This window comes from Paraeggerthella hominis, from assembly GCF_021044775.1.
Taxonomy (GTDB): Bacteria; Actinomycetota; Coriobacteriia; order Coriobacteriales; family Eggerthellaceae; genus Paraeggerthella; species Paraeggerthella hominis.
The window spans coordinates 1-20,193 of record NZ_JAJNOQ010000009.1; the positions used below are offsets into that span (position 1 = coordinate 1).

At 61.7% G+C, this 20,193-nt stretch carries 16 protein-coding genes, 1 rRNA gene and 1 other annotated feature; of the genes, 12 read left to right on the forward strand and 5 right to left on the reverse strand.

The features are described from left to right. From rrf to LQE90_RS09720, 10 genes are all read left to right on the forward strand, one after another. Nucleotides 1-102 (forward strand): 5S ribosomal RNA (rrf, locus tag LQE90_RS09675); the annotation flags it as partial. Nucleotides 103-332: 230 nt separating this feature from the next. Next, entirely contained in the window at nt 333-941 is a 609-nt protein-coding gene (locus LQE90_RS09680) for a HEAT repeat domain-containing protein (protein ID WP_114567541.1), read from the forward strand. Between the two features lie 110 nt (nt 942-1,051). Next, entirely contained in the window at nt 1,052-2,149 is a 1,098-nt protein-coding gene (locus LQE90_RS09685; protein ID WP_216529570.1) for an isocitrate/isopropylmalate dehydrogenase family protein, read from the forward strand. Between the two features lie 15 nt (nt 2,150-2,164). After that, nucleotides 2,165-4,843, forward strand: a complete 2,679-nt coding sequence (acnA, locus tag LQE90_RS09690) for an aconitate hydratase AcnA (protein ID WP_216529571.1) — start codon at nt 2,165-2,167, stop codon at nt 4,841-4,843. 96 nt (nt 4,844-4,939) lie between these two features. Continuing rightward, nucleotides 4,940-6,910 carry a putative periplasmic lipoprotein gene (locus tag LQE90_RS09695; protein WP_114567538.1) on the forward strand — a complete coding sequence of 657 codons (1,971 nt, stop codon included), beginning with the start codon at nt 4,940-4,942 and terminating at the stop codon, nt 6,908-6,910. A 120-nt stretch (nt 6,911-7,030) separates the two neighbouring features. Beyond that, nucleotides 7,031-7,173 (forward strand) — a sequence feature (ribosomal protein L10 leader region). 59 nt (nt 7,174-7,232) lie between these two features. Further along, nucleotides 7,233-7,754 (forward strand): 50S ribosomal protein L10, encoded by a 522-nt coding sequence (gene rplJ / locus LQE90_RS09700; RefSeq protein ID WP_114567537.1) that lies wholly within the window; start codon nt 7,233-7,235, stop codon nt 7,752-7,754. Between the two features lie 87 nt (nt 7,755-7,841). Continuing rightward, nucleotides 7,842-8,219: a 50S ribosomal protein L7/L12 gene (rplL, locus tag LQE90_RS09705; protein WP_114567536.1), complete on the forward strand. Its 378-nt coding sequence runs from the start codon at nt 7,842-7,844 to the stop codon at nt 8,217-8,219. Nucleotides 8,220-8,372: 153 nt separating this feature from the next. Next, entirely contained in the window at nt 8,373-9,269 is an 897-nt protein-coding gene (locus LQE90_RS09710) for a DUF4013 domain-containing protein (protein ID WP_114567535.1), read from the forward strand. Between the two features lie 104 nt (nt 9,270-9,373). Then, nucleotides 9,374-11,275: a YgiQ family radical SAM protein gene (locus LQE90_RS09715; protein WP_216529572.1), complete on the forward strand. Its 1,902-nt coding sequence runs from the start codon at nt 9,374-9,376 to the stop codon at nt 11,273-11,275. A 128-nt stretch (nt 11,276-11,403) separates the two neighbouring features. Beyond that, nucleotides 11,404-12,783: a uracil-xanthine permease family protein gene (locus LQE90_RS09720; RefSeq protein ID WP_216529638.1), complete on the forward strand. Its 1,380-nt coding sequence runs from the start codon at nt 11,404-11,406 to the stop codon at nt 12,781-12,783. A gap of 92 nt (nt 12,784-12,875) precedes the next feature. Here LQE90_RS09720 and LQE90_RS09725 read toward each other — a convergent pair whose 3' ends face one another. The 5 genes from LQE90_RS09725 to LQE90_RS09745 all read right to left on the reverse strand — a co-directional run bounded on the left by LQE90_RS09725 (nt 12,876) and on the right by LQE90_RS09745 (nt 16,271). Further along, a complete protein-coding gene (locus LQE90_RS09725) occupies nt 12,876-13,700 on the reverse strand; it encodes a metal ABC transporter permease (protein ID WP_216529573.1) in 825 nt (274 codons plus the stop codon). Next, entirely contained in the window at nt 13,655-14,419 is a 765-nt protein-coding gene (locus LQE90_RS09730) for a metal ABC transporter ATP-binding protein (protein WP_216529574.1), read from the reverse strand. The genes LQE90_RS09725 and LQE90_RS09730 overlap by 46 nt, the downstream gene beginning before the upstream one ends. Continuing rightward, complete coding sequence (locus tag LQE90_RS09735; protein ID WP_216529575.1) at nt 14,416-15,438, reverse strand: metal ABC transporter substrate-binding protein; 1,023 nt, start codon at nt 15,436-15,438, stop codon at nt 14,416-14,418. Before LQE90_RS09735 ends, LQE90_RS09730 begins: the two co-directional genes overlap by 4 nt. 103 nt (nt 15,439-15,541) lie before the next feature. After that, nucleotides 15,542-15,808: a hypothetical protein gene (locus LQE90_RS09740; RefSeq protein WP_114567530.1), complete on the reverse strand. Its 267-nt coding sequence runs from the start codon at nt 15,806-15,808 to the stop codon at nt 15,542-15,544. A 25-nt stretch (nt 15,809-15,833) separates the two neighbouring features. After that, nucleotides 15,834-16,271 carry a Fur family transcriptional regulator gene (locus tag LQE90_RS09745; protein WP_114567529.1) on the reverse strand — a complete coding sequence of 146 codons (438 nt, stop codon included), beginning with the start codon at nt 16,269-16,271 and terminating at the stop codon, nt 15,834-15,836. A gap of 291 nt (nt 16,272-16,562) precedes the next feature. Between LQE90_RS09745 and LQE90_RS09750 the strand changes: the two genes are divergently transcribed. Further along, entirely contained in the window at nt 16,563-18,410 is a 1,848-nt protein-coding gene (locus tag LQE90_RS09750) for an ABC transporter ATP-binding protein (RefSeq protein WP_216529576.1), read from the forward strand. Continuing rightward, nucleotides 18,407-20,140 (forward strand): ABC transporter ATP-binding protein, encoded by a 1,734-nt coding sequence (locus tag LQE90_RS09755; RefSeq protein WP_216529577.1) that lies wholly within the window; start codon nt 18,407-18,409, stop codon nt 20,138-20,140. The genes LQE90_RS09750 and LQE90_RS09755 overlap by 4 nt, the downstream gene beginning before the upstream one ends. The last annotated feature ends 53 nt before the right edge of the window (nt 20,141-20,193 follow it).

A 20,193-nucleotide genomic window follows, 5' to 3' on the forward strand; every position in this document is an offset into this window, starting at 1 on the left:
GAGGCGGGGATCACCCGGTCCCATTCCGAACCCGGAAGTTAAGACCGCCATCGCCGAAAGTACTGCAGCGCAAGGCTGTGGGAGGATAGGACGTCGCGCTCGCGCAGGGCGCTCGGCGTTTGCCGCCGATCGCGGGGAGGGGCCCCGGAGCCGTAACAGGTTCCGGGGCCCTTTCTGCGCTTGGGGGGACGCGCGCGAGAGCTGCGCGGGGCCGTCCGCCGGGGCGTCGTGTTGATTCTGCGCCGGATCCAAAGAGGGATCGGGGCGAAGGGTATAATGAAAGCGAATACTAGTAGCTGCATTTTCCCACATGAGGGCAGAGGAGTGGTCTGGTGAGCGAAAAGACGCAGGGGACAAAAACCATCGCAGAAGAAGCACTTGGCAACGAACGTCAATTCATCCAGCTGGTAAACGCGCTTTCGGGCCCGTCTCGTCGGGGCCGTCAAAATGCTGCGGCTGCGCTTGCCTTCCTTTCGAAAGACCACGCCGATCTGTTCGTTCCGTACGGCGATGCGTTTATCGACGCGCTTAACCGACCGGAAGCCCAGACGCGCTGGGAGTGTCTTGACGTGCTGGCTGGCATGGTCGATCATGACTCCCGCACTTGCGACAAGGCGGTTCCGGGCGCTGAGACGGCTCTGTTCGATGAGGAGAGCGGCCCTGTTCGCCTTGCGGCTATGCGCTTCTTGTGCAAGCTGGGGGCTACAACGGAGAATCGCTCCGAGCGTATATGGCCGCTTATCGACGAGGCAATTCAGTGCTATCACGGGGATTTTGAATTTCAGGACATGCTGGTTGCCGTGGTTGACTTTTCGTCGGGCAAGCTGTCTTCTCAGGTGAAGGACGAACTTGCTTCGCGCATGGCTTTCGACGCCTCGAACGGCAAGGGCGCGCTCAAGCGCCGCGCGCAGCAAATCCTCGACAACGTGCAATCGAAGTAGCGTATTCTCGATACCAGGCGGGCCTAAGGCCCGCTTTCGTTCTGCGCCAATCGGGCGCCTATTCTTTTGGCAGATAGAGCTGAGCCAGCAAGGGGCAAGAAGGAGGAGGCATGGCAAAGCGTACCGTGACGTTGATTCCCGGCGACGGTATAGGCTTGGAAACCTCGGCTGCAATGCAGCGCGTGGTTGAAGCGAGCGGTGCCGCCATCGCGTGGGAGGTCGCCGAAGCAGGCGCGCATACGATGGAGAATTGCGGCACGCCTTTGCCCGACTCGACGATAGAAGCGGTCAAGCGAAACGGCGTGGCCATCAAAGGACCCATTACCACGCCTGTGGGCACGGGCTTTCGCAGCGTTAACGTCGCCCTGCGAAGGGCGCTCGGACTGTACGTCTGCTTGCGTCCCGTGTTGTCGCTTCCCGGGGCGGGCGGTCGCTACGATGACGTGGACATGGTGATCGTGCGCGAGAACTCGGAAGACCTGTACGCTGGCATCGAGTTCGAGGAAGGTTCGCAAGCTGCACGCGATCTCATACGCTTCTGCGAAGAGACGGGTGCGGGAGCGATTCGCCCGGACTCGGGCATTTCCGTGAAGCCTATTTCGGTGACGGCGACGCGCGACATTGTGGAGTACGCTTTCGACTATGCGGCCAAACATGGGCGCACGAAGGTCACCGCCGTTCACAAAGCCAATATCATGAAGCACTCGGACGGCTTGTTCCTGCGCGTTGCGCGGGAGGTTGCCGAAGAGCGCGCGGCGTCGATAGGGTTCGACGATCGCATAGTGGATGCGTTCTGCATGAACATGGTGGTGGACCCCTCCCAATTCGATGTGGTGGTGTTCCCGAACCTGTACGGTGACATAGCAAGCGATTTGGCTGCTGGTTTGGTGGGCGGCTTGGGCATTGCCCCTGGGGCGAACATCGGCAAGCGCTATGCAGTGTTCGAAGCCGTGCACGGCAGCGCTCCCGACATCGCGGGGCAGGACAAGGCGAACCCGACAGCGCAGATCCTGTCCGCCGCTATGATGCTTGATCATGTGGGCGAGCGCGAGGCGGCCGAGCGCATCCGTCGCGCGGTGCGCGCCGTGTATGCCGACGGTAAGTACCTGACCGCCGACATTCGCAAGGCTACAAGGTCGAGCGAGCGGGCTGCACGTTGTTCTGAGTTTACTGCGGCGCTTGAAGAAGCGCTTGAGCAGATGGATTAGAGGAGGAGGTCGTCGATGACGGTCAAGAACGATCGGTTTGCCGCTACGCTTGAGGTGAACGGCGCGGCGTACACGTACTATCCCGTTGCGGGGGTTCCTGGTTCCGAACGCCTTCCGTACGCGTTGACGGTTTTGCTCGAGAACGTTCTGCGCAACGCCGAGGACTCTGAGGCGGCGGAGAAGCTGGCGGGACGTATTGTTGCTGCGGGAAATGCGGGCGAGGTGGGCAGCGAGGTTGAATTCTGCCCGGCGCGCGTGCTGTTCCAGGACTTCACGGGCGTGCCCGTGTTCGTTGATTTCGCCGTGATGCGCGAAGCGTGCGCGCAGTTGGGCGGAGATCCCGCTAAGATCAATCCGCAGATCCCGTGCGATTTGGTGATCGACCATTCCGTGATAGCCGACGAAGCTGGCTGCGCGGGCGCCCTTGAGCGCAACATGGAGCTGGAGTTCGAGCGCAACCGCGAGCGCTACGACTTCCTGAAGTGGGCTCAGGAGTCGTTCGACAACGTGCGCATCGTGCCGCCGGGAGCGGGCATTTGCCATCAGCTGAACATCGAGCAGTTCGCGCGCGTGGTCATGACGTCATATGCGGCGGGCGTTGCAGTTGCCGAAGGAGAAGCTCCAGTAGCTTACTTCGACACGCTGGTGGGCACCGACAGCCATACGCCGACGGCCAACGGCATCGGCGTGCTGGGCTGGGGCGTCGGCGGCATCGAAGCCGAGGCTGCGGCGCTCGGCCAGCCGATCACCACGCTCGTGCCGCGCGTGGTGGGCGTGAAGCTGACGGGCCGGTTGTCCGAGGGCGTTGCCGCCATGGACGTGGCGCTGACGTTCGCTCAGATGCTGCGGGCGAAGGGCGTGGTCGGGTGCTTCGTGGAATGCTTCGGCCCGGGCTTGGACAGCTTGAACGCCACGCAGCGTACGTGCATCTCCAACATGACGCCGGAGTACGGCAGCACGTGCACCTTGTTTCCGGTTGACGAGCAGACGTTGGCGTACCTGCGCCTGACGGGACGCTCTGACGAGCAGGTTGCACTGGTGGAAGCGTACGCGAAGGCGCAGGGTTTTTGGAACGACCCCGCCGCTCAAGAGCGTGCTTATGCCGAGGTTATCGAGCTTGATTTGAGCGAGGTCGAGCGGTCGTTGGCGGGGCCGTCGCGTCCGCACGACAGGATTTCCCTGTCCGGCGTGCAGGAGCGTTTCCGCGCGGTGTGCGCCGATCGGGGTCTGGATCTGCGCCAGACCGTCCAGGTGGATGTACGGGGCCAGGCTTTCGACATCACGCATGGTGCGCTTGCCATTGCAGCGGTGACCAGCTGCACGACCGCCACCGACCCTCGCATGATGCTGGCAGCGGGCCTGCTTGCTGCCAAGGCGGCGGAGGCGGGGCTTTCGCCGAAGCCGTGGGTCAAGTGCATTTTGGCGCCGGGCAGCAAGGCCACCGAGCTTTTGCTGGAGCGCGCGGAGCTGTTGGACGGTTTGCGTAGCTTGGGATTCTACACGTGCGGCTTCGGATGCATGAGCTGCATCGGGAACTCCGGTCCTATTTTGGATGCGCTGCACGACGTGGCTGACGACGTGGAACTGGCGAGCGTTTTGTCGGGCAACCGCAACTTCGAAGGACGCATCTCGCCCGATGTATCCCAGAACTACCTGGCTGCTCCGGCTGAGGTCATCGCGTACGCGCTTGCGGGCACGATGGACGTCGACCTGGAGCACGATGCGCTGGGCACGCGCCCGGACGGCACGCCGGTGCTGCTGGCCGACATCTGGCCGACCGAGGAAGAGATCGACGCTTTGGTGGAGAGGTGCGTTACCCGCGAGCTGTACGAGGCGGGCACGCGCGGGCTCTACGACGGCGATGCTGCCTGGCAGGCGCTCGGGAAAGAACCGAGCGACACCTTCGCATGGGACGATGCGTCGACGTACGTGCGTCGCGCCCCGTACTTCGACGGCATGGAGCGCGAGCCTTCGGCGCCCGAGGCCATCGAGGGAGCGCGCGTGCTGGGCCGCTTGGGCGATTTCATCACGACGGACCACATCTCTCCGGCCGGATCCATTGCGGCGGACTCTCCGGCTGCTCGCTATCTTGAGGAGCGCGGGGTGGCGCCGGCTGACTTCAACACGTACGGCGCACGCCGCGGCAATCACGAAGTGATGATGCGCGGCACCTTCGCCAACGTGAAGCTGCAGAACCTTTTGGCCGAGGGCAAGAAGGGCGGCTGGACGCGCGATTTCACGGACGGGCAGATTCGCCCGCTGTTCGATGCTGCGATGAAGTACGGGGATGCCGGCGTGCCGTTGGTCGTGGTGGCGGGCAAGATGTACGGCAGCGGCTCGAGCCGCGACTGGGCGGCCAAGGGCCCCATGCTGCTGGGCATTCGGGCTGCGTTCGCCGAGAGCTTCGAGCGCATCCATCGCAGCAATTTGATCGGCATGGGCATTTTGCCGTTGCAGTTCCTGGACGGAGAGAACGCCGAGAGCTTGGGTCTGGACGGATCGGAGCGGTACACGATAGCTCCGATCGATTTTTCGGCAGGGCTGCCCGAGCCGAGCGTGGTGGGCGTGCGGGCCGAGCGCGAAGACGGAACGGCAGTGGAGTTCCAGGCGATCGTGCGGGTGGATACGCCGACCGAGGGGCGCTATTACGAGCACGGAGGCATTCTTCAGTTCGTGCTTCGGAATCTTTTGTAAGAAGAAGGTAACGAGGGCGCTTGATCGTCGCATTCGATCGAGCGCCTTGGTGTATAGTTAAGCATTTAGTATCGGGGAAAGACTGAAAGGGATGCCGTGAAACAGACATCCGGATTTGAAGCGCTGCTCGAAGCGCTTAAACAGTCGGGCGTGGACGTCGACGGAGGTTTCGGCGGTTCGGGCACCGGCTCGCCGTTCAACAACGACGGAGACAACGCCGGACGCGGTGGGCGCGCAAGCGATTCCGCTGCGGGTTCGGGCAATGGCGGCGGTGGAAAGCCGCCGCACGTGAACGTGGAGATCCCGTTCGCCGACCAGGTGGCTGCTTGGGGAAAGAAGGCTCTTATCGGGGCTGCCATCCTCATCGTCATCGTGGGCTTGTGCGCGTATTGGTGGTTCCATCCGCCCATCAACATCCACAGCACGGACACGTGGATGTTCGTGGCCATGTTCATCCTGCTGCCGTTGTTCCTGCTGTTCTGGGGCAAGTCGCGCAGCTATGAGACGGGCACGAGCAAGGTGGATCCGAGCCCTGGCAAGGCGAAGGCGTTCAAGTGGGCGTCGTACCTGCCGATTCTGGTTGCGCTGCTGGGCGTTGTGGGAGCGGTGGCGTCGCTGTCCATCTTCCCGGGCAACGCCGCGAAGTACGCGAACGTGCTGCAGACGACCGAAGACAACTTCGCGCAGGACATCAAAGAGGTCAATTACTCGGAGATTCCCGTTATCGACCGCAGCTCGGCCATCCTGCTGGGCAACCGCGAGATGGGTTCCATTCCCGAGTTCGTGAGCCAGTTCGAGATCTCGCCTCTGTACAGCCAGATCAATTACCAGAGCGCGCCCGTTCGCGTGAGCCCGCTTGGTTACGCGGACCTGTTCAAGTGGTTCACGAACCGCGATGGCGGCATTCCGGCTTACGCCTTGGTGAACATGACGACGCAGGATGCCGAGATCGTCAAGCTTGGCGATAGCCCCATCTACTATTCCGAGTCCGAGCCGCTTGCGCGCAACATCGATCGCCACGTGCAGTTGAGCTACCCCTTCTACATGTTCGATCAGAAGTCCTTCGAGATCGACGACGAGGGGCATCCGTGGTGGATCTGCCCGGTGCAGACCCGCACCATCGGGCTGTTCGGCGGCACCACCATCCAGCGCGTGGTCATGGTTGACGCCACCACGGGCGAGACGCAGGATCTGGCCATCCAGGACGTTCCGCAGTGGGTCGACCATGCGTATCCGACCGATCTTCTGCTTGAGCAGTACAACTGGTCGGGCAAGTACAAGGACGGCTGGCTGAACTCCGTTCTGGGTCAGCGCAACGTGGTGCAGACCACGCCGGGAACCGATGGCAACCTGGGTTACAACTACATTGCCAAAGACGATGACGTGTGGGTGTACACGGGCGTGACCTCGGCCACGGCGGACAACTCCATTGTGGGCTTCGTGCTGATCAACCAGCGTACGGCCGAATCGCATTTCTACTCGGTTTCGGGCGCGACGGAAGAATCGGCTATGCAGTCCGCAGAGGGCCAGGTTCAGAACTTGCGCTACCGTGCGACGTTCCCGCTTCTGATCAACGTCTCGGGGCAGCCGACGTACTTCATGGCTTTGAAGGACGACGCCGGTCTGGTGAAGCAGTTCGCCATGCTCGATATCCAGCGCTACCAGAATGTGGCCGTGGGCAACACGGTTGCCGAATGCCAGAAGGCATACCAGGCTCTGTTGGCAACGAACGGCGTTCTTTCCGATGGCGACGTGGATACGGGCGCGCTCGAGGCGAAGGGCACGATCTCTCACATTGCCCAGGCGGTCGTGGAAGGCAACTCCCACTTCTACGTGAAGCTTGCCGAGGGTTCCAGCATCTATGACTTCGCGTTGCCCGGGCTGATCGAGATCGTCGGATACAAGGAAGGCGACACGATCGAGTTCACCTACGTGGAGGCCGAGCCGACGAATCCTGCACAGGAGATCATCGGCGGCTCCGGCAGCGTCAAGTCTTCGAGCGATGCGGCGGAAAAGACCGCCGAGCAGGCTCAGGCAACGGGCGATGCTCAGGGGAATGCGGCGTAGTTCGCTTGCATGAAACGACAGGTGCGGGGCTTTCCGAAAAATGGGAGGCCCCGCACTTTTTTCTTGACATTCTGAAAAAGCCTGTCAGAATATAAGGGCTGCTTCTTCGAAGCGGCGTTAATGGATGCAGTTCCGCTGCCCAAGACAGCAGGCACCGAAAGGTTTAATCGCGAAGAGACGCGGCCCGCCGAGGTGGTTCTGATAAGTTTCGCGCTTTGACGGCCCCTGTTGTCTTTGGACGGCAGGGGTCGTTTCTTTTCTTCAAGCGACGATCCCACCCGCAAGGGGCGGAACCCGAGTTTGAGGAAAAGGAGGTGTACCAATGCCCAACGTAAAGAACCAAGAGACGCTGGTCAAGATCAAGGAAGATCTGAACGGCGTTTCCGCTGTGTGGGTCGTGGATTACTGCGGCCTGAGCGTGAAGGAGATCCAGGCCCTGCGCTCGGAGATCCGTGAAGCTGGCGCGAGCCTGAAGGTGTACAAGAACACCCTGATGCACATCGCCCTGGCCGAGGCCGAGCTGCCCACGCTGGAGGACATGCTGGAAGGTCCGAGCGCGTTCGTGTTCGCTGGTGAGGACGTGGCTGCCGCTGCTAAGGCCGTCAAGAACTTCGCCAAGACCAACAAGAACCTTGAGATCAAAGGCGGCTTGATGGAAGGCGCAGCTGTTTCGGCTGCCGAGGTGGAAGCTATTGCTTCTCTGCCGTCCCGCGAAGAGCTCATCGCTCAGATCGCCGGTGCTATTTCCGGTGTTGCCCGCGGTCTTGCTGTTGCCCTCAACGGCGTGCCCAGCGGTCTTGCCCAGGTCACGAAGGCTGTGGCCGATCAGAAGGAAGCTGCGTAAATGCAGCGTTGGCGGCATAGGAAATGCCGCCTGATGGTATGAAACAGAAGAGGCCGGAACCTCCGGCCGTTTTGAAAGGAAACTAACATGGCTGTTACTCGTGAAGAGATCATCGAGGCCCTGAAGGAAATGTCGCTGCTCGAGGCTTCCGAGCTGGTTAAGGACATCGAGGAGACCTTCGGCGTGTCCGCCGCTGCTCCCGTGGCCGTGGCTGCCGCTCCGGCTGCCGACGGTGGCGCTGCCGCTGAGGAGAAGACCGACTTCGACGTTGTCCTCGAGGGCTTCGGCGACAACAAGATCGCTGTCATCAAGGTTGTCCGCGAGATCACCGGTCTGGGCCTGAAGGAGGCCAAGGAGGTCGTCGAGGGCGCTCCGAAGGCTGTCCAGGAGGGCGTCAACAAGGAGAAGGCCGAGGAGATCAAGGCCAAGCTCGAGGAAGCCGGCGCTGCTGTTACCCTGAAGTAACTCGCTGGTTCAACGAACTTTGCACAGAGCCCGCTGCACTGCAGCGGGCTCTTTTACGCTCTTTGCCGCTGACGGAATGGCAACGAATTATTGCGCAGCAATCCCGCGCGTGTATGGTGGGAAAAACGAAAGCAAGAGAAGAAGAGGCTCGCTATGCAGACAGGTTATTTTAGCGCCGCCTGGAACGATATCAAGAACTCGCCGGGTTGGTTCGGCAAGCTTGCGGTGTTGTCGCTGGTTGGACTGATCCCCGTGTTCGGGTGGATTGTCGTTTTCGGATACTTGTTCGGATGGGCGCGCGATGTTGCTTGGAACGTGCATGCGCCCATGCCTGCTCGCATATTCGGCAACGAAGACGGCAAGCTGTACAGCCGCGGATTTTTTGCGCTGGTCATAGGCTTGGTGTGCATGCTTATTCCCTGGGTGCTGGAGTTTGTTTGGGCTATGGTCACGGGCATTGGCGCGAACTGGTCGGGTTACGGCTACGGATACGGCGGGACGCTTGCGTTTTTCGGGCTGTTCTCGTTGCTGTTCTCGGTGGTCGTTTTCGCCGGAACGTTGTTCGCCGTGGTGTTCGCGGCGGTGGGCATCATGCGTATGAGCATTTACGGCCGACTGGCTCCAGGCTTGCAGTTCGGCAAGATCTGGGCCATGATACGCCATGATTTCGGCGGCTTGGCTCGCATCTTGGGCATGGCGTTGCTGCTATGGGTGGTTGCGGGGTTCGTCATATCGGTGGTTACGATAGGCATCATGCTGGCGGGCCTGGCGATTGGCTTGGTTGCGGGCATTCCGGTGGTTCATACGGACAGCCCCGCGGTTCTGTTCGCGGCGCTCCCCGGGCTTTTGGCGCTGATCGTGGTGCTGGCCGTGGCATGCGGCGTGCTGTCCATGATGCTGAGCGTGTTCGTTTTGGCTATGGTTTCGCGCGCGCTGGGGTACTGGACGCGTCAGTTCGAGGTTCCAGCATGGCGCGGCCAAGATGATCCGATGCCGTTCGAGATCGAGGCGGCGCAAGCAAGGGCCGCAGGCCAGCAACCGCCTCGGTAGAACCGACAAACCTGGTAGTATGGAACGGTAAGTGCAGCCCGTTGAAGCCGAGCGCTTCGGCGGGCTGTTTGCGTTGCGACGGCAAGGAAGACGGAGGCGCAGGCGTGGGGGAGCGATTTTTACCGGTCAGCCGGGTTGATATGGAGCAGCGAGGCTGGGACCAGGTTGATTTCGTGTACGTGTCGGGCGACGCGTACGTGGACCACCCTTCGTTTGGGACGGCCATCATCACGCGTTTGCTCGAGGCGCACGGGTACAAGGTGGGCGTTATCGCGCAGCCCGACTGGAACGATCCGGACAGCATCGCCGTGTTCGGGGAGCCGCGATTGGCGTTTTTCGTCTCGGCGGGTAACATGGATTCCATGGTGAACCACTACACGGTTGCGAAGAAGCGCCGCCGCACCGATGCGTACTCGCCGGGAGGCGAAGCGGGGAAGCGTCCGAACCATGCGGCGGTGGTCTACAGCAACCTGATACGGCGAACGTACAAGAAGGCTCCCATCGTGCTTGGCGGAATCGAAGCGAGCCTGCGGCGGATGGCGCATTACGATTACTGGTCGGACAAGCTCAAGCGGTCGATACTCCTTGATTCCGGCGCCGACCTGGTGTCGTACGGCATGGGGGAGCATTCGGTGGTGGAGATAGCCGACGCTTTGGCGGCGGGCCTTTCCATCGAGGACCTTACGTTCATCGACGGCACCGCGTATCGTGCGCGTTCCTTGGACCATGTGTACGATGCCGAGATGTTGCCGTCTTTCGATGATTTGCAGGCCGACAAGCTGAATTACGCGCGCAGCTTTGCCGTGCAGTACCGAAACAGCGACCCGTTCACGGGCATGCGTCTGGTAGAGCCGTATTCCGATCACGAGTTCGTGGTGCAGAACCCGCCTGCCGCCCCCTTGACCCAGGCGGAGCTGGACGCGGTGTCGCGGCTTCCGTTCGCGCGCACGTACCACCCGATGTACGAGAGCGCCGGCGGCGTCCCGGCTATCAAGGAAGTGAAATTCAGCCTGACCAGCAACCGCGGGTGCTTCGGCGAATGCTCGTTTTGCGCGCTGACGTTTCATCAGGGGCGCATCGTGCAGGCTCGCAGCCATGAGTCGCTTGTGGCGGAGGCCGAGCTTATCGTGCAGGATCCTGACTTCAAGGGGTACATTCACGACGTGGGCGGCCCGACGGCGAACTTCCGCGCGCCGGCCTGCGCCAAGCAGATGAAGCACGGGGCCTGCCTGGGGAAGCGGTGTCTGTTTCCCGATCCTTGCCGTCAGCTCGAGGCTGATCACGAGGATTACTTGGAGCTGCTGCGCACGTTGCGCAAGCTGCCCGGCGTGAAGAAGGTGTTCGTGCGCTCGGGCATTCGCTTCGATTACGTGCTGGCGGACAGGGAACACGGCGACGACTTCGTGCGGGAGCTGTGCGCGCATCATGTAAGCGGGCAGCTGCGCGTAGCCCCGGAGCACGTGTCGGACGCAGTGCTTTCGGTGATGGGTAAGCCTCGACGCGCTGTGTACGATCGGTTCCTGGAGAAGTTCAACCAGGTCAATCGGCAGCTGGGGCTCAAGCAGTTCGCGGTGCCGTACCTTATGTCGTCGCATCCGGGATCGACGCTGGACGAGGCTATCGAGCTGGCCGAGTACTGTCGGGATCTGGGCTACATGCCCGAGCAAGTCCAGGACTTCTACCCGACGCCTTCCACCATGTCGACCGCCATGTACTTCACGGGCGTGGATCCGCGCACGATGCAGCCCGTGTACGTGCCGAAGCAGCCGCACGAGAAGGCTCTGCAGCGAGCGCTCATTCAGTATCGTGATCCGAAGAACCACGCATTGGTGCTTGAAGCCTTGCGCCGCGCGGGGAGGATGGACCTGATCGGGTACGGCCCGACGTGCTTGATAAGGCCCGATAAGGGCGAGAAGCGGGATCATCCGAGCAGGAAGGCGAAGCCCGATGACGGGCGTCGAGGCAAGGGCTCTCGGAAGAAGGGTCCTGCAACTCGGCGGCATTGAGCGCGCACGGGGCTCTCTGTTGTGGCACAATAGGCAGGATTTGTGCCGCGTCCGGTTCCGGGCAGGCTAGCGGAGGGATTCGACAGACAGGGGTTTGACACGTGAGCGACAAAAACGCCGTGCCCACCATGGGGGCGCAAGACAGTCCGGATGCCGTGTACGATGCTCGTTCGCTGGGCGCGCCCAAGATGGCGGTGTTCGGCTTGCAGCATATGTTCGCCATGTTCGGGGCCACTATCCTGGTTCCCACGCTGACCGGGCTTTCGGTTTCGGCGACTCTTTTGTTCGCGGGCGTGGGGACGCTGCTGTTCCACCTGCTGTCCAAGGGGAAGGTTCCGGCGTTTCTCGGATCGTCGTTCGCGTTCATCGCCGGCTATGCGGCCATCGCGCCGAACGGCGAGGCCGACCTTCTACCGTATGCCTGCTTGGGCGTTGCCTGCGCGGGCCTTTTGTACCTGGTGCTGTCGGCGCTGTTCCGCGTGTTCGGGCCGACGCGCGTCATGCGCTTCTTCCCGCCGGTGGTGACCGGCCCCATCGTGATTTCCATTGGCCTGATCCTGGCGAGCTCTGCCATCGGCAATGCGTCGACGAACTGGCCTATCGCGCTGGTTGCCATCGCCATCATCGTGGTGGCGAACATCTGGGGTCGCGGCATGGTGAAGATCATCCCCATTTTGCTGGGCGTGGTGGGATCGTATCTGGTGGCGTCGTTTGCGGGAGAGGTTGATTTCTCCGGCGTTGTCGAGGCTTCCTGGATCGGCTTGCCGGTGCTGTGGGACAACACGGTGTTCTCGCTGTTCGGCCCTGGTTTCGACACCGGCTTGGCCATTACCGCCATCATCACCATCATGCCGCTCGCGTTCGCTACGATGATCGAGCATATCGGCGACGTGTCGGCTATCAGCTCCACGTGCAATCGCAACTACATTGCCAACCCCGGGCTGCACCGCACGCTTCTGGGCGACGGCTTGGCCACTATTCTGGCATCGCTGTTCGGGGCTCCGGCCAATACGACGTACGGCGAGAACACGGGCGTGCTGGCGCTGACGCGGGTGTTCGATCCGCGCGTTGTTCGCATAGCCGCTTGCTTCGCCATCGCGTTTTCGTTCTGCCCGAAGTTCGCGGCGGTCATCGCTGCGATGCCGGCGTGCGTTATCGGCGGCGTGTCGCTGGTGCTGTACGGCATGATTTCCGCAGTGGGTATTCGCAACCTGGTGGAGAATCACGTGGACTTCATGAAGAGCCGCAACGTTTTGATCACGGCGCTCATCCTGGTGCTGTCGCTGGGAATCGCCTACAGCGCTGCGGGCGCGATCGTGGTTCCCGTGGGCGACGTGACCATCTCGCTGTCCGGCTTGGCCGTGGGCTCGGTCGTGGGCATTGCGCTGAACATGATCCTGCCGTGGGGCGACGACGAATCGAAGGGCGGTCAGGGGGCGGGCGGCGCCTTCGAGGAGCCGCTGCCTTTGGAGGCGCGCTTGGACGACGTGGGCGGATCGGGGAAATAGGTCCTATCGCTTTTCGTTGGACGACCCGCACCGGTGCCGTTGGCCGGGCGGGTCGTCTTTTTTGCTGCGGCGGTGACGTTGCAGTGCGCGCGTCAGCGGGTTGAACGGCGCGTCGTCGAGCGGAGACGCATGCGGAGGTGCTTTGCAACGAGCACGAGCGCAAGGGCGCCGATGCCTATGAGCACGATGGTTCCGCCGGGCTTGAGCCCGAGCTCGTAGGAGACCGTCAAGCCGATGGCGGTTATGGTCACGCCGATCCCGCACGACAGGATGACGATCTGCTTCCAGCTGCGGGCTATCTGCAGGGCGCAGGCAACGGGCACCACCATCATCGACGAAACGATGAGCGCTCCGACGGTGCGGGCCGCAACGGATACGCAAAGCGCGGTGATCAGGATGAAGGCCGCGTTCACGGTTTTGGTGCGCACGCCCGCAAGGCGTGCAGCTCGTTCGTCAAGCGTGACCAAAAACAGCTCCTTGCGCATGAGCGCGCACAGCAAAAGCACCGTTGCGCCTACGGCCGCCACGGCAAGCAGGTCGTCGTCGTTGACGGTGACGATGCTGCCGAACAGGAAGCTGGAAAAGCTGGCGGCGTTCGGGACGAATCCGGAAAGCACGCCGGCCAGCCCGATGCCGCACGACATGACGATGGCGATGGCAAGCTCTGCGTGCCCTTCGAACCGACGCCGGATCACCTCGATGGCCCCGGCGGCTCCCAGGCAGGCGATGGTCGCTCCCAGCACAGGGTTGATTCCCGCGATAAGGCCGCCCGCCACGCCGGCCAAAGCGGTGTGGGAGAGCGCGTCGCCCATCATCGACAGGCGTTTGAGAACCACGACCACGCCTACGCACGGCACCGCGATGCCAAGGATCAGGCCGGCGACGAAGGCTCGCTGCATGAACAAGTACTCGAACATGGCACCTCCTCCTTGATGGCGTTCAGGGGCTTTTCCTGTATCGTGCCGGACTCGAGCACGAGCATGCTCGCGTGCAGGCGGGGCAGCCGCGCCCGATCGTGCGTGACGAGCAGCACGGTGGTTCCCAGCGAAGAGGCTGCTTCGCTGGCGGTTCGCGCAAGGGCCTGCGCGCTGGCATCGTCGAGGTTGCTCGTGGGCTCGTCGAGCACGAGCAGCTTCGGCTTCGCCACGATTGCGCGGGCGAGCAGCATGCGCTGGAACTGCCCTCCGGAAAGCTCTCCTATCAGGTGCTGCTCGAAACCCGTCAGCCCGACTTGGCGCAGGGCGTCGAGCGTTTTCGCTCGATGCGCGGACCGGTAGGGAAGGATCGGCTTCGATTCCGCATAGAGGCCGGCTCGAACCGTCTCGAGCACGGTTGCGGGGAAGCGGCGGTAGTCCGCGGGCGCCTGCTGGGGGACGTAGCCCACGTGCTGCCATGACTTGAACGATCGCGCGTCCTGCCCGAACAGCTGGATGGCGCCCTCGTTCGGGAAGAGCTCGGCAAGCAGCAGCTTGATCAAGGTTGATTTGCCGGATCCATTTGCTCCGGCAAGCACGTAGAACCCGCCGGGCGCGAGCGTGAAGCTCGCGCCCTTGAGTACGGGCGAGGTTCGGTACGAGAACCGTACGTTGTCGAAAACGACTGCGGGATGAGGCGAAGACGCAACGCGCTGGTTCACGAGAGCGCCTTGACCAGTTTGTCGAGGTTTTCCGTCATTACCGAGACGTAATCCTGCCCCGCGTCGATTTGCTCTTGTGTCAAGCCTTCGAGCGGATTGAGCTGTTCGCATGAAGCGCCGCTTGCGTCGGCTATCGCCTGGGCTATTTTGGGGCTGACGAGTTCTTCGGAGAAAATCACGCTGACGTTGTTGGCCTTCACGAAGTCGACGATGCGCGCCATGTCCTTGGCGTTCGGCTCGGCATCCGCCTCCATGCCTTCAATGGGCATTTGGGTGAGACCGTAGGCATCGCACAGATATCCGAAAGCCTGATGCGACACCACGATGGTCTTGTTCGGCACCGAGGAGAGCTTGGTTTCGTACGCTTTGTGCAGGTCGTCAAGCTTTTCAGACCAGGTTTGGTAGTTCGCTTCGTAGACGTCTTTGCCGTCGGGGTCGACTTGCACGAGGGCATCTCGGATGTTCTTCATTTCTCGTTTTGCGTTTTCGGGGGCAAGCCACACATGGGGGTCGTATCGACCGTGGTCGGCGTCTTCGCCGTGCTCGTGCGCGTGGTCGTCGGCATGGCCGTGGTCATGCTCGTCTTCCGAAGCAGCCGGAAGCAGCGCTATGCCGTCGGAAGCTGCAACGCTTACCAGGTGCTTGTTCTGAATGCTGTGGAGCACGTCGTGGGTCCAATGCTCCATTCCCGCTCCGTTGTACACGAACACGTTGGCGGACTCGATGGTTTTCATGTCGGCGGTCGAAGGCTCCCAATCGTGAGGTTCGGTTCCGGCGGGAACCAGGTTCGTGACCGTGACTCGGTCTCCTCCGATTTTCTGGGCGAAGTCGTACAAGGGGTAGAAGCTGGCTACCACGTGGACTTTTCGGGAGCCCTGATCGTCTTGCTGCGAGGCGGTCTGGGAGGAAGCGCATCCTGCGAGCATCGATGCGATCAAAAGCCCCAGCACTGCCAGGATGGCGATAAGGGGTGCAGGAGTTCGGGGCGCGTTTGCGGCGCGCTGAGAAAAGGCGTTCATATACGATCCTATCATTTGAAGGAGAGGGTGTGGGTTGTGCGCGATGCACGGGTTGTGCGCGAGCGCGAAGAGTTGACCGATGCGCCGCGATGCATGCGGAGGATCAGATGTCCAGCCTTGTTTTCTGGTGGATGAGTGACCAGCAAGTTTCTAGAGAGGACGAGGGTTCGTTCGGATGCGCGAGAAACGACGGGCTTGTTTCGTATCCGAGCGTGCTTGCGCCTTCCGATGAGGCAAGGGCGAGCGCGGCGTGCCCGGATGCGACGAGGTGGCAGAGGGGACATGCGTCGCCGGTGCATTCGTGGACCGCCTTGTCGGCGATGGTCAGGCTTGCGGTCAGGGAAACCAGGGCAAGGCTTGCTGCAATCATGCAGGCTGCGAGCCTTGAGCGCATGCTAGGTTGCATAGGACCCCGATTCTTGGCGATCGCGCGCTTCGCATGCTGCGCACAGGCCGTACAGGACGGTTCTGCGCTGATCGATTTCAAAGCCATGGCGTTCTTTGACGTGGTGCGAAAACGATTGCAGCATCGAGCAGTCGAGCGGCAGCACCGCTTTGCAGCGAATGCACGAAAGCTGTCCCTGCCGATCTTGGTCGGTGCTGCGTGCGCGGTAGCGCGCGGCGGTTCCTTTGATGCCGGCAACTTTGACTACGGCTCCTTGGGCGACGGCTGCTTCGAGCGTGCGGTACACCGTGGTGCGGCCTATGGCTGATCCGTGGGATTTCAGGTTGCCCCAGACTTCGTCGACGGTGAGGAATTCGTCCGCATGCCGATCCATGCACTCGGCTACGAGCGCTTTCTGCTTGGTTCGATAGGCGGTTCGCGGAGTCACGGTCTCTCCTGAGTTGATCTGAAATCGAAATTAGATTCCAGAATATAGACAGAGCGCGCATGCCTGTCAAGGACGAGGAGGGGATGGACGCGTTGATGCGGCTCGATAGGTAGGACGTGAACGCGGTTCGCGGTTGAAGAAGCGGCGATTGCGAGGCGTTTCCGAGAGCATGGATTTTCTGTGTTGAACATGGTATGCTTTCCAATTAAAGTTAGCTATAACTAACATCGAGGCGTATGAACGTAGGGCGGATTCGTCCGCACGATTTCCCAAGAGAGAAGAGAGTTGCGTATGGAATCTATAGACAAGGCCGCCGCGCAGCGCGTGTACGTGCGCCTGATAGAGCCGGTGAGGGGGCGAATTGTCAAGAACATCGTGATAGCGGCGCTTTTCTCGCTGTGCGGGTTCGTTCCCTACTTCGCTATTACGCGCGTGGCGCAAATTTCGATTGTCGAAGGCGTGCCTTCGCTTGACGAACTTGCCTTCTGGGTGCTTCTGGCCGTTGCCGGCGCTGTAGCGGGAAGGATTTTGTTCGCGCTTGCCACGAGCAGCTGCCATTACGCCGATGCTGATTTCCGCGTGCACGTGCGCACCGTGCTGGTGGAGCATTTGGGCAAGGTTCCGCTGGGATGGTTCAGCGACAACAACTCGGCTCAGGTGAAGCAGGCTGCCACCGACGATGTGCTCAACTTGCATCAGTCGGTCGGGCATGCGCCGGTGGACGTGACCACGGCGCTGCTTTCCCCGCTTATTCCCCTGGTGTACCTGTTTACCGTGGACGCTCGATTCGCTTTGCTGGTCGTCGTCTACCTTGCTGCGGTGATTGGGGTGGCGTGGCCCTTCATGATGAAGGACTTCGGTCCGCTCAACAAGCAGTACAACGAGGCATTGGTCGAAGTGTCTTCGGCAAGCGTCGAGATGATCGACGGCATAGCCGTGGTGAAGACCTTCGGTTCGGCGAGCCGCGCCGGTGTGCGGTATCGAGAGGCGACGGCTGCGTTGGCCAAGATCTGCTACGAATGGACCAAGAGCACTTCCAATCCGTTTAGCCTGATTTCAGCTTTGTTCTCTCCTGCAACCATGTTGGTGGTCATGGCTGCCGCCACGCTGTTTTTCGTTTCGCAGGGCATCATAACGCTCGAACAGTGCATTCCGTTTCTGGTGCTGGGAGTGGGAATCCCTTCGGCGATTCTTGCCCTGTTCGTGTCGGTGCGCTTTTTGCAGCAGTCGGTTCAGGCTGCCGACCACCTTGCCACTGTCCTGGATGTTGCCCCGCTTGCAGAGCCGGAGAGCCCGCTGTCCGTGGGCGACGGTTCGCTGCATATCGACTTCGAGGACGTGTCGTTTGCGTACGGCCCGGACTCGCCTTTTGTTTTGGAGGGGATTGACGCCAAGCTTGAGCCGGGAACCGTGACGGCCCTGGTCGGCGACTCCGGAAGCGGCAAGACCACGTTCGCGCGTTTGGTCCCGCGATTCTGGGATCCGGTTTCGGGTGCGGTGCGCATGAACGGCACGCCGCTTTCCGATCTTGCCTCGAGCGACGTGCTGTCCCAGGTTGCCGTGGTGTTTCAGGACAGCATGCTGCTGCGCGCGAGCATTCGGGACAACATTTGCTTGGGAAAGCCCGGCGCAAGCGACGAGGACATGGTGGCGGCGGCGCGCAAGGCTCAGATTCACGAACGCATAGAGGAGCTTCCCTGCGGCTACGACACCGTGGTGGGAAGCGAGGGCGCCGACCTTTCGGGCGGCGAGGCGCAGCGCGTTGCCATCGCGCGCGCCATCGTGCAGGACGCTCCCATCCTGGTGCTCGACGAGGCGACGGCGCATGCGGACCCCGAAAACGAAACGGCTATCCAAAGGGCGCTGACCGCCCTTGCAACGGGGCGTACGACCATCGTGATTGCGCATAGGCTGGACACTATCGTGCATGCGGACCAGATTCTGGTGTTGAGCCGCGGTCGGATTATCGAGCGCGGTTGCCATGCGGAGCTCTTGGCGGCGGACGGTCATTATGCGGCATTGTGGAAGTCCCAGCAGGTGGATGCGATTGGAAAGGCCCCGCATGCCGATGCTGCTTCGTGCGGGACGGAATGCGCGGGCTCTTCGGAAGAGGGTTCGTTCGGAGGTGAGGACCGATGATAACCACTCAAATGGACAACCTGGTGGGCAAGCCTACCGGCGTGAAGCTGCAAGCGTTCTTGTACGTGCTGTGCGGTCTGTCGGAAGCGGCCATATACGTGGCGCTGCTTCCCTTGCTGCGATTGCTTGTTGCTGGCGACTACGCTGCAGCGGCGTACCTGCTGGCCCTGGCGGCCGCACTGGCGCTGCTGAACTGCGGAATTGGATTCTGGGCCGACAATCGCGGGTACCTCATCGGTATCGAGGAAGTGATGCATTCGCTTCAGGACAAGCTGGGCGATCATATCGTGCGCCTGCCGCTTGGCTGGTTCACGAAGGAGCGATCGGGTCAGGTTTCCACTCTGCTTACGAAGAACTTGCAGATGGCCATGAACATGCCAAGCGTATTCATGCGCCAAATGATCTTGGCCGTGACGACGCCTGCGGCGGTTTGCCTGCTGTTCTTCTTCATCGATTGGCGCATCGGCCTTGCATTCGTGATCATGGGGCCGTTCTTGTTCTGGGGCTCGCGTCGCATGGCGAAGGCTGCGGGAACGAACCATCGGGAAGAAGAGCGTTCGAGCGCCGAGGTTGCGGCGCGCGTGCTCGAATTCGCCCATGCCCAACCGGTTTTGCGCGCGACGAAGCGTTCGGTGGACGGATGGGACGTTTTGGAGCGAGCCTTCGAGGACGATCGTAAAGCGACGATCGACACGTTGCGAAAGTGCGCTGCTCCGGTTGGGCAATACACGCTGTTCGTGCAAGCCACGTTTGCCCTCGTGTTCGCGGTGTCTACGGTTTTGCTGGGCTGGGGGCAGATCGACGTCGCCTCGTACGTGTTCGTAGCCGTTCTTTCCTTGCGGTTCATCGACCCCTTGTCCTCGATCGGCCAGCAGGGCATGGCTTTGCGCGTGGCGAAGAACTCCCTGGACGAATCGGAAGAGATTCTGAACGAGGCTCCTCTGCCGGAGACGAAGAATCCTCGGATTCCAGCCGGTTCGCGCATCTCCTTCGACAATGTCGGGTTCTCCTACGATGGGACCCGCACGGTGCTGAAGGACGTGAGCTTGGTTTGCCCCGAGAACAGCCTTACGGCGCTGGTCGGGCCTTCGGGTTCCGGCAAAACGACTCTGACCCGGCTGGTTGCCCGATTCTGGGACGTGTCCAGCGGCAGCGTGAGCATTGGCGGCGTGGACGTGCGGGACATGCTGCCCGACGAACTGATGCGCCAGGTGTCGTTGGTGTTTCAGGATGTGTACCTGTTCGACGGCACCATTGAGGAGAACGTGCTGATCGGGCGTCCTGACGCTTCTCCCGAAGAGGTTCGCCGAGCCGCCCGCACAGCCCGCTTGAACGAGGTAGCCGATCGTCTTGAGCAGGGATGGGGCACGCCGGTCGGGGAGGGGGGCTGCCGCCTGTCGGGCGGCGAGCGCCAGCGCGTTGCCATTGCCCGCGCCCTTCTGAAAGATGCTCCCATCGTGCTGTTCGACGAGGCGACGGCGGCGCTCGACGCCGAGAACGAGGCGGCAATCGTGGAGGCCATGCACGAACTGGCGAAGGACCGCACGGTTATCGCGATCGCGCATCGCTTGTCCACCATTGCGGCAGCTGACCAGATAGCCGTTCTGGAGGATGGGCGGGTCACGCAACTGGGAATCCATGCCGAGTTGGTGCGGGTTCCCGGACGGTATCGGTCGTTCTGGCGCGAACGCGAACAAGCGGAAGGCTGGAGGCTCACCGACCGGGATTAGCGGTTGGGCCGGAGTCCGGCGGCGTGGGCGGCCGGGCTCCGAAGCTGTATGAA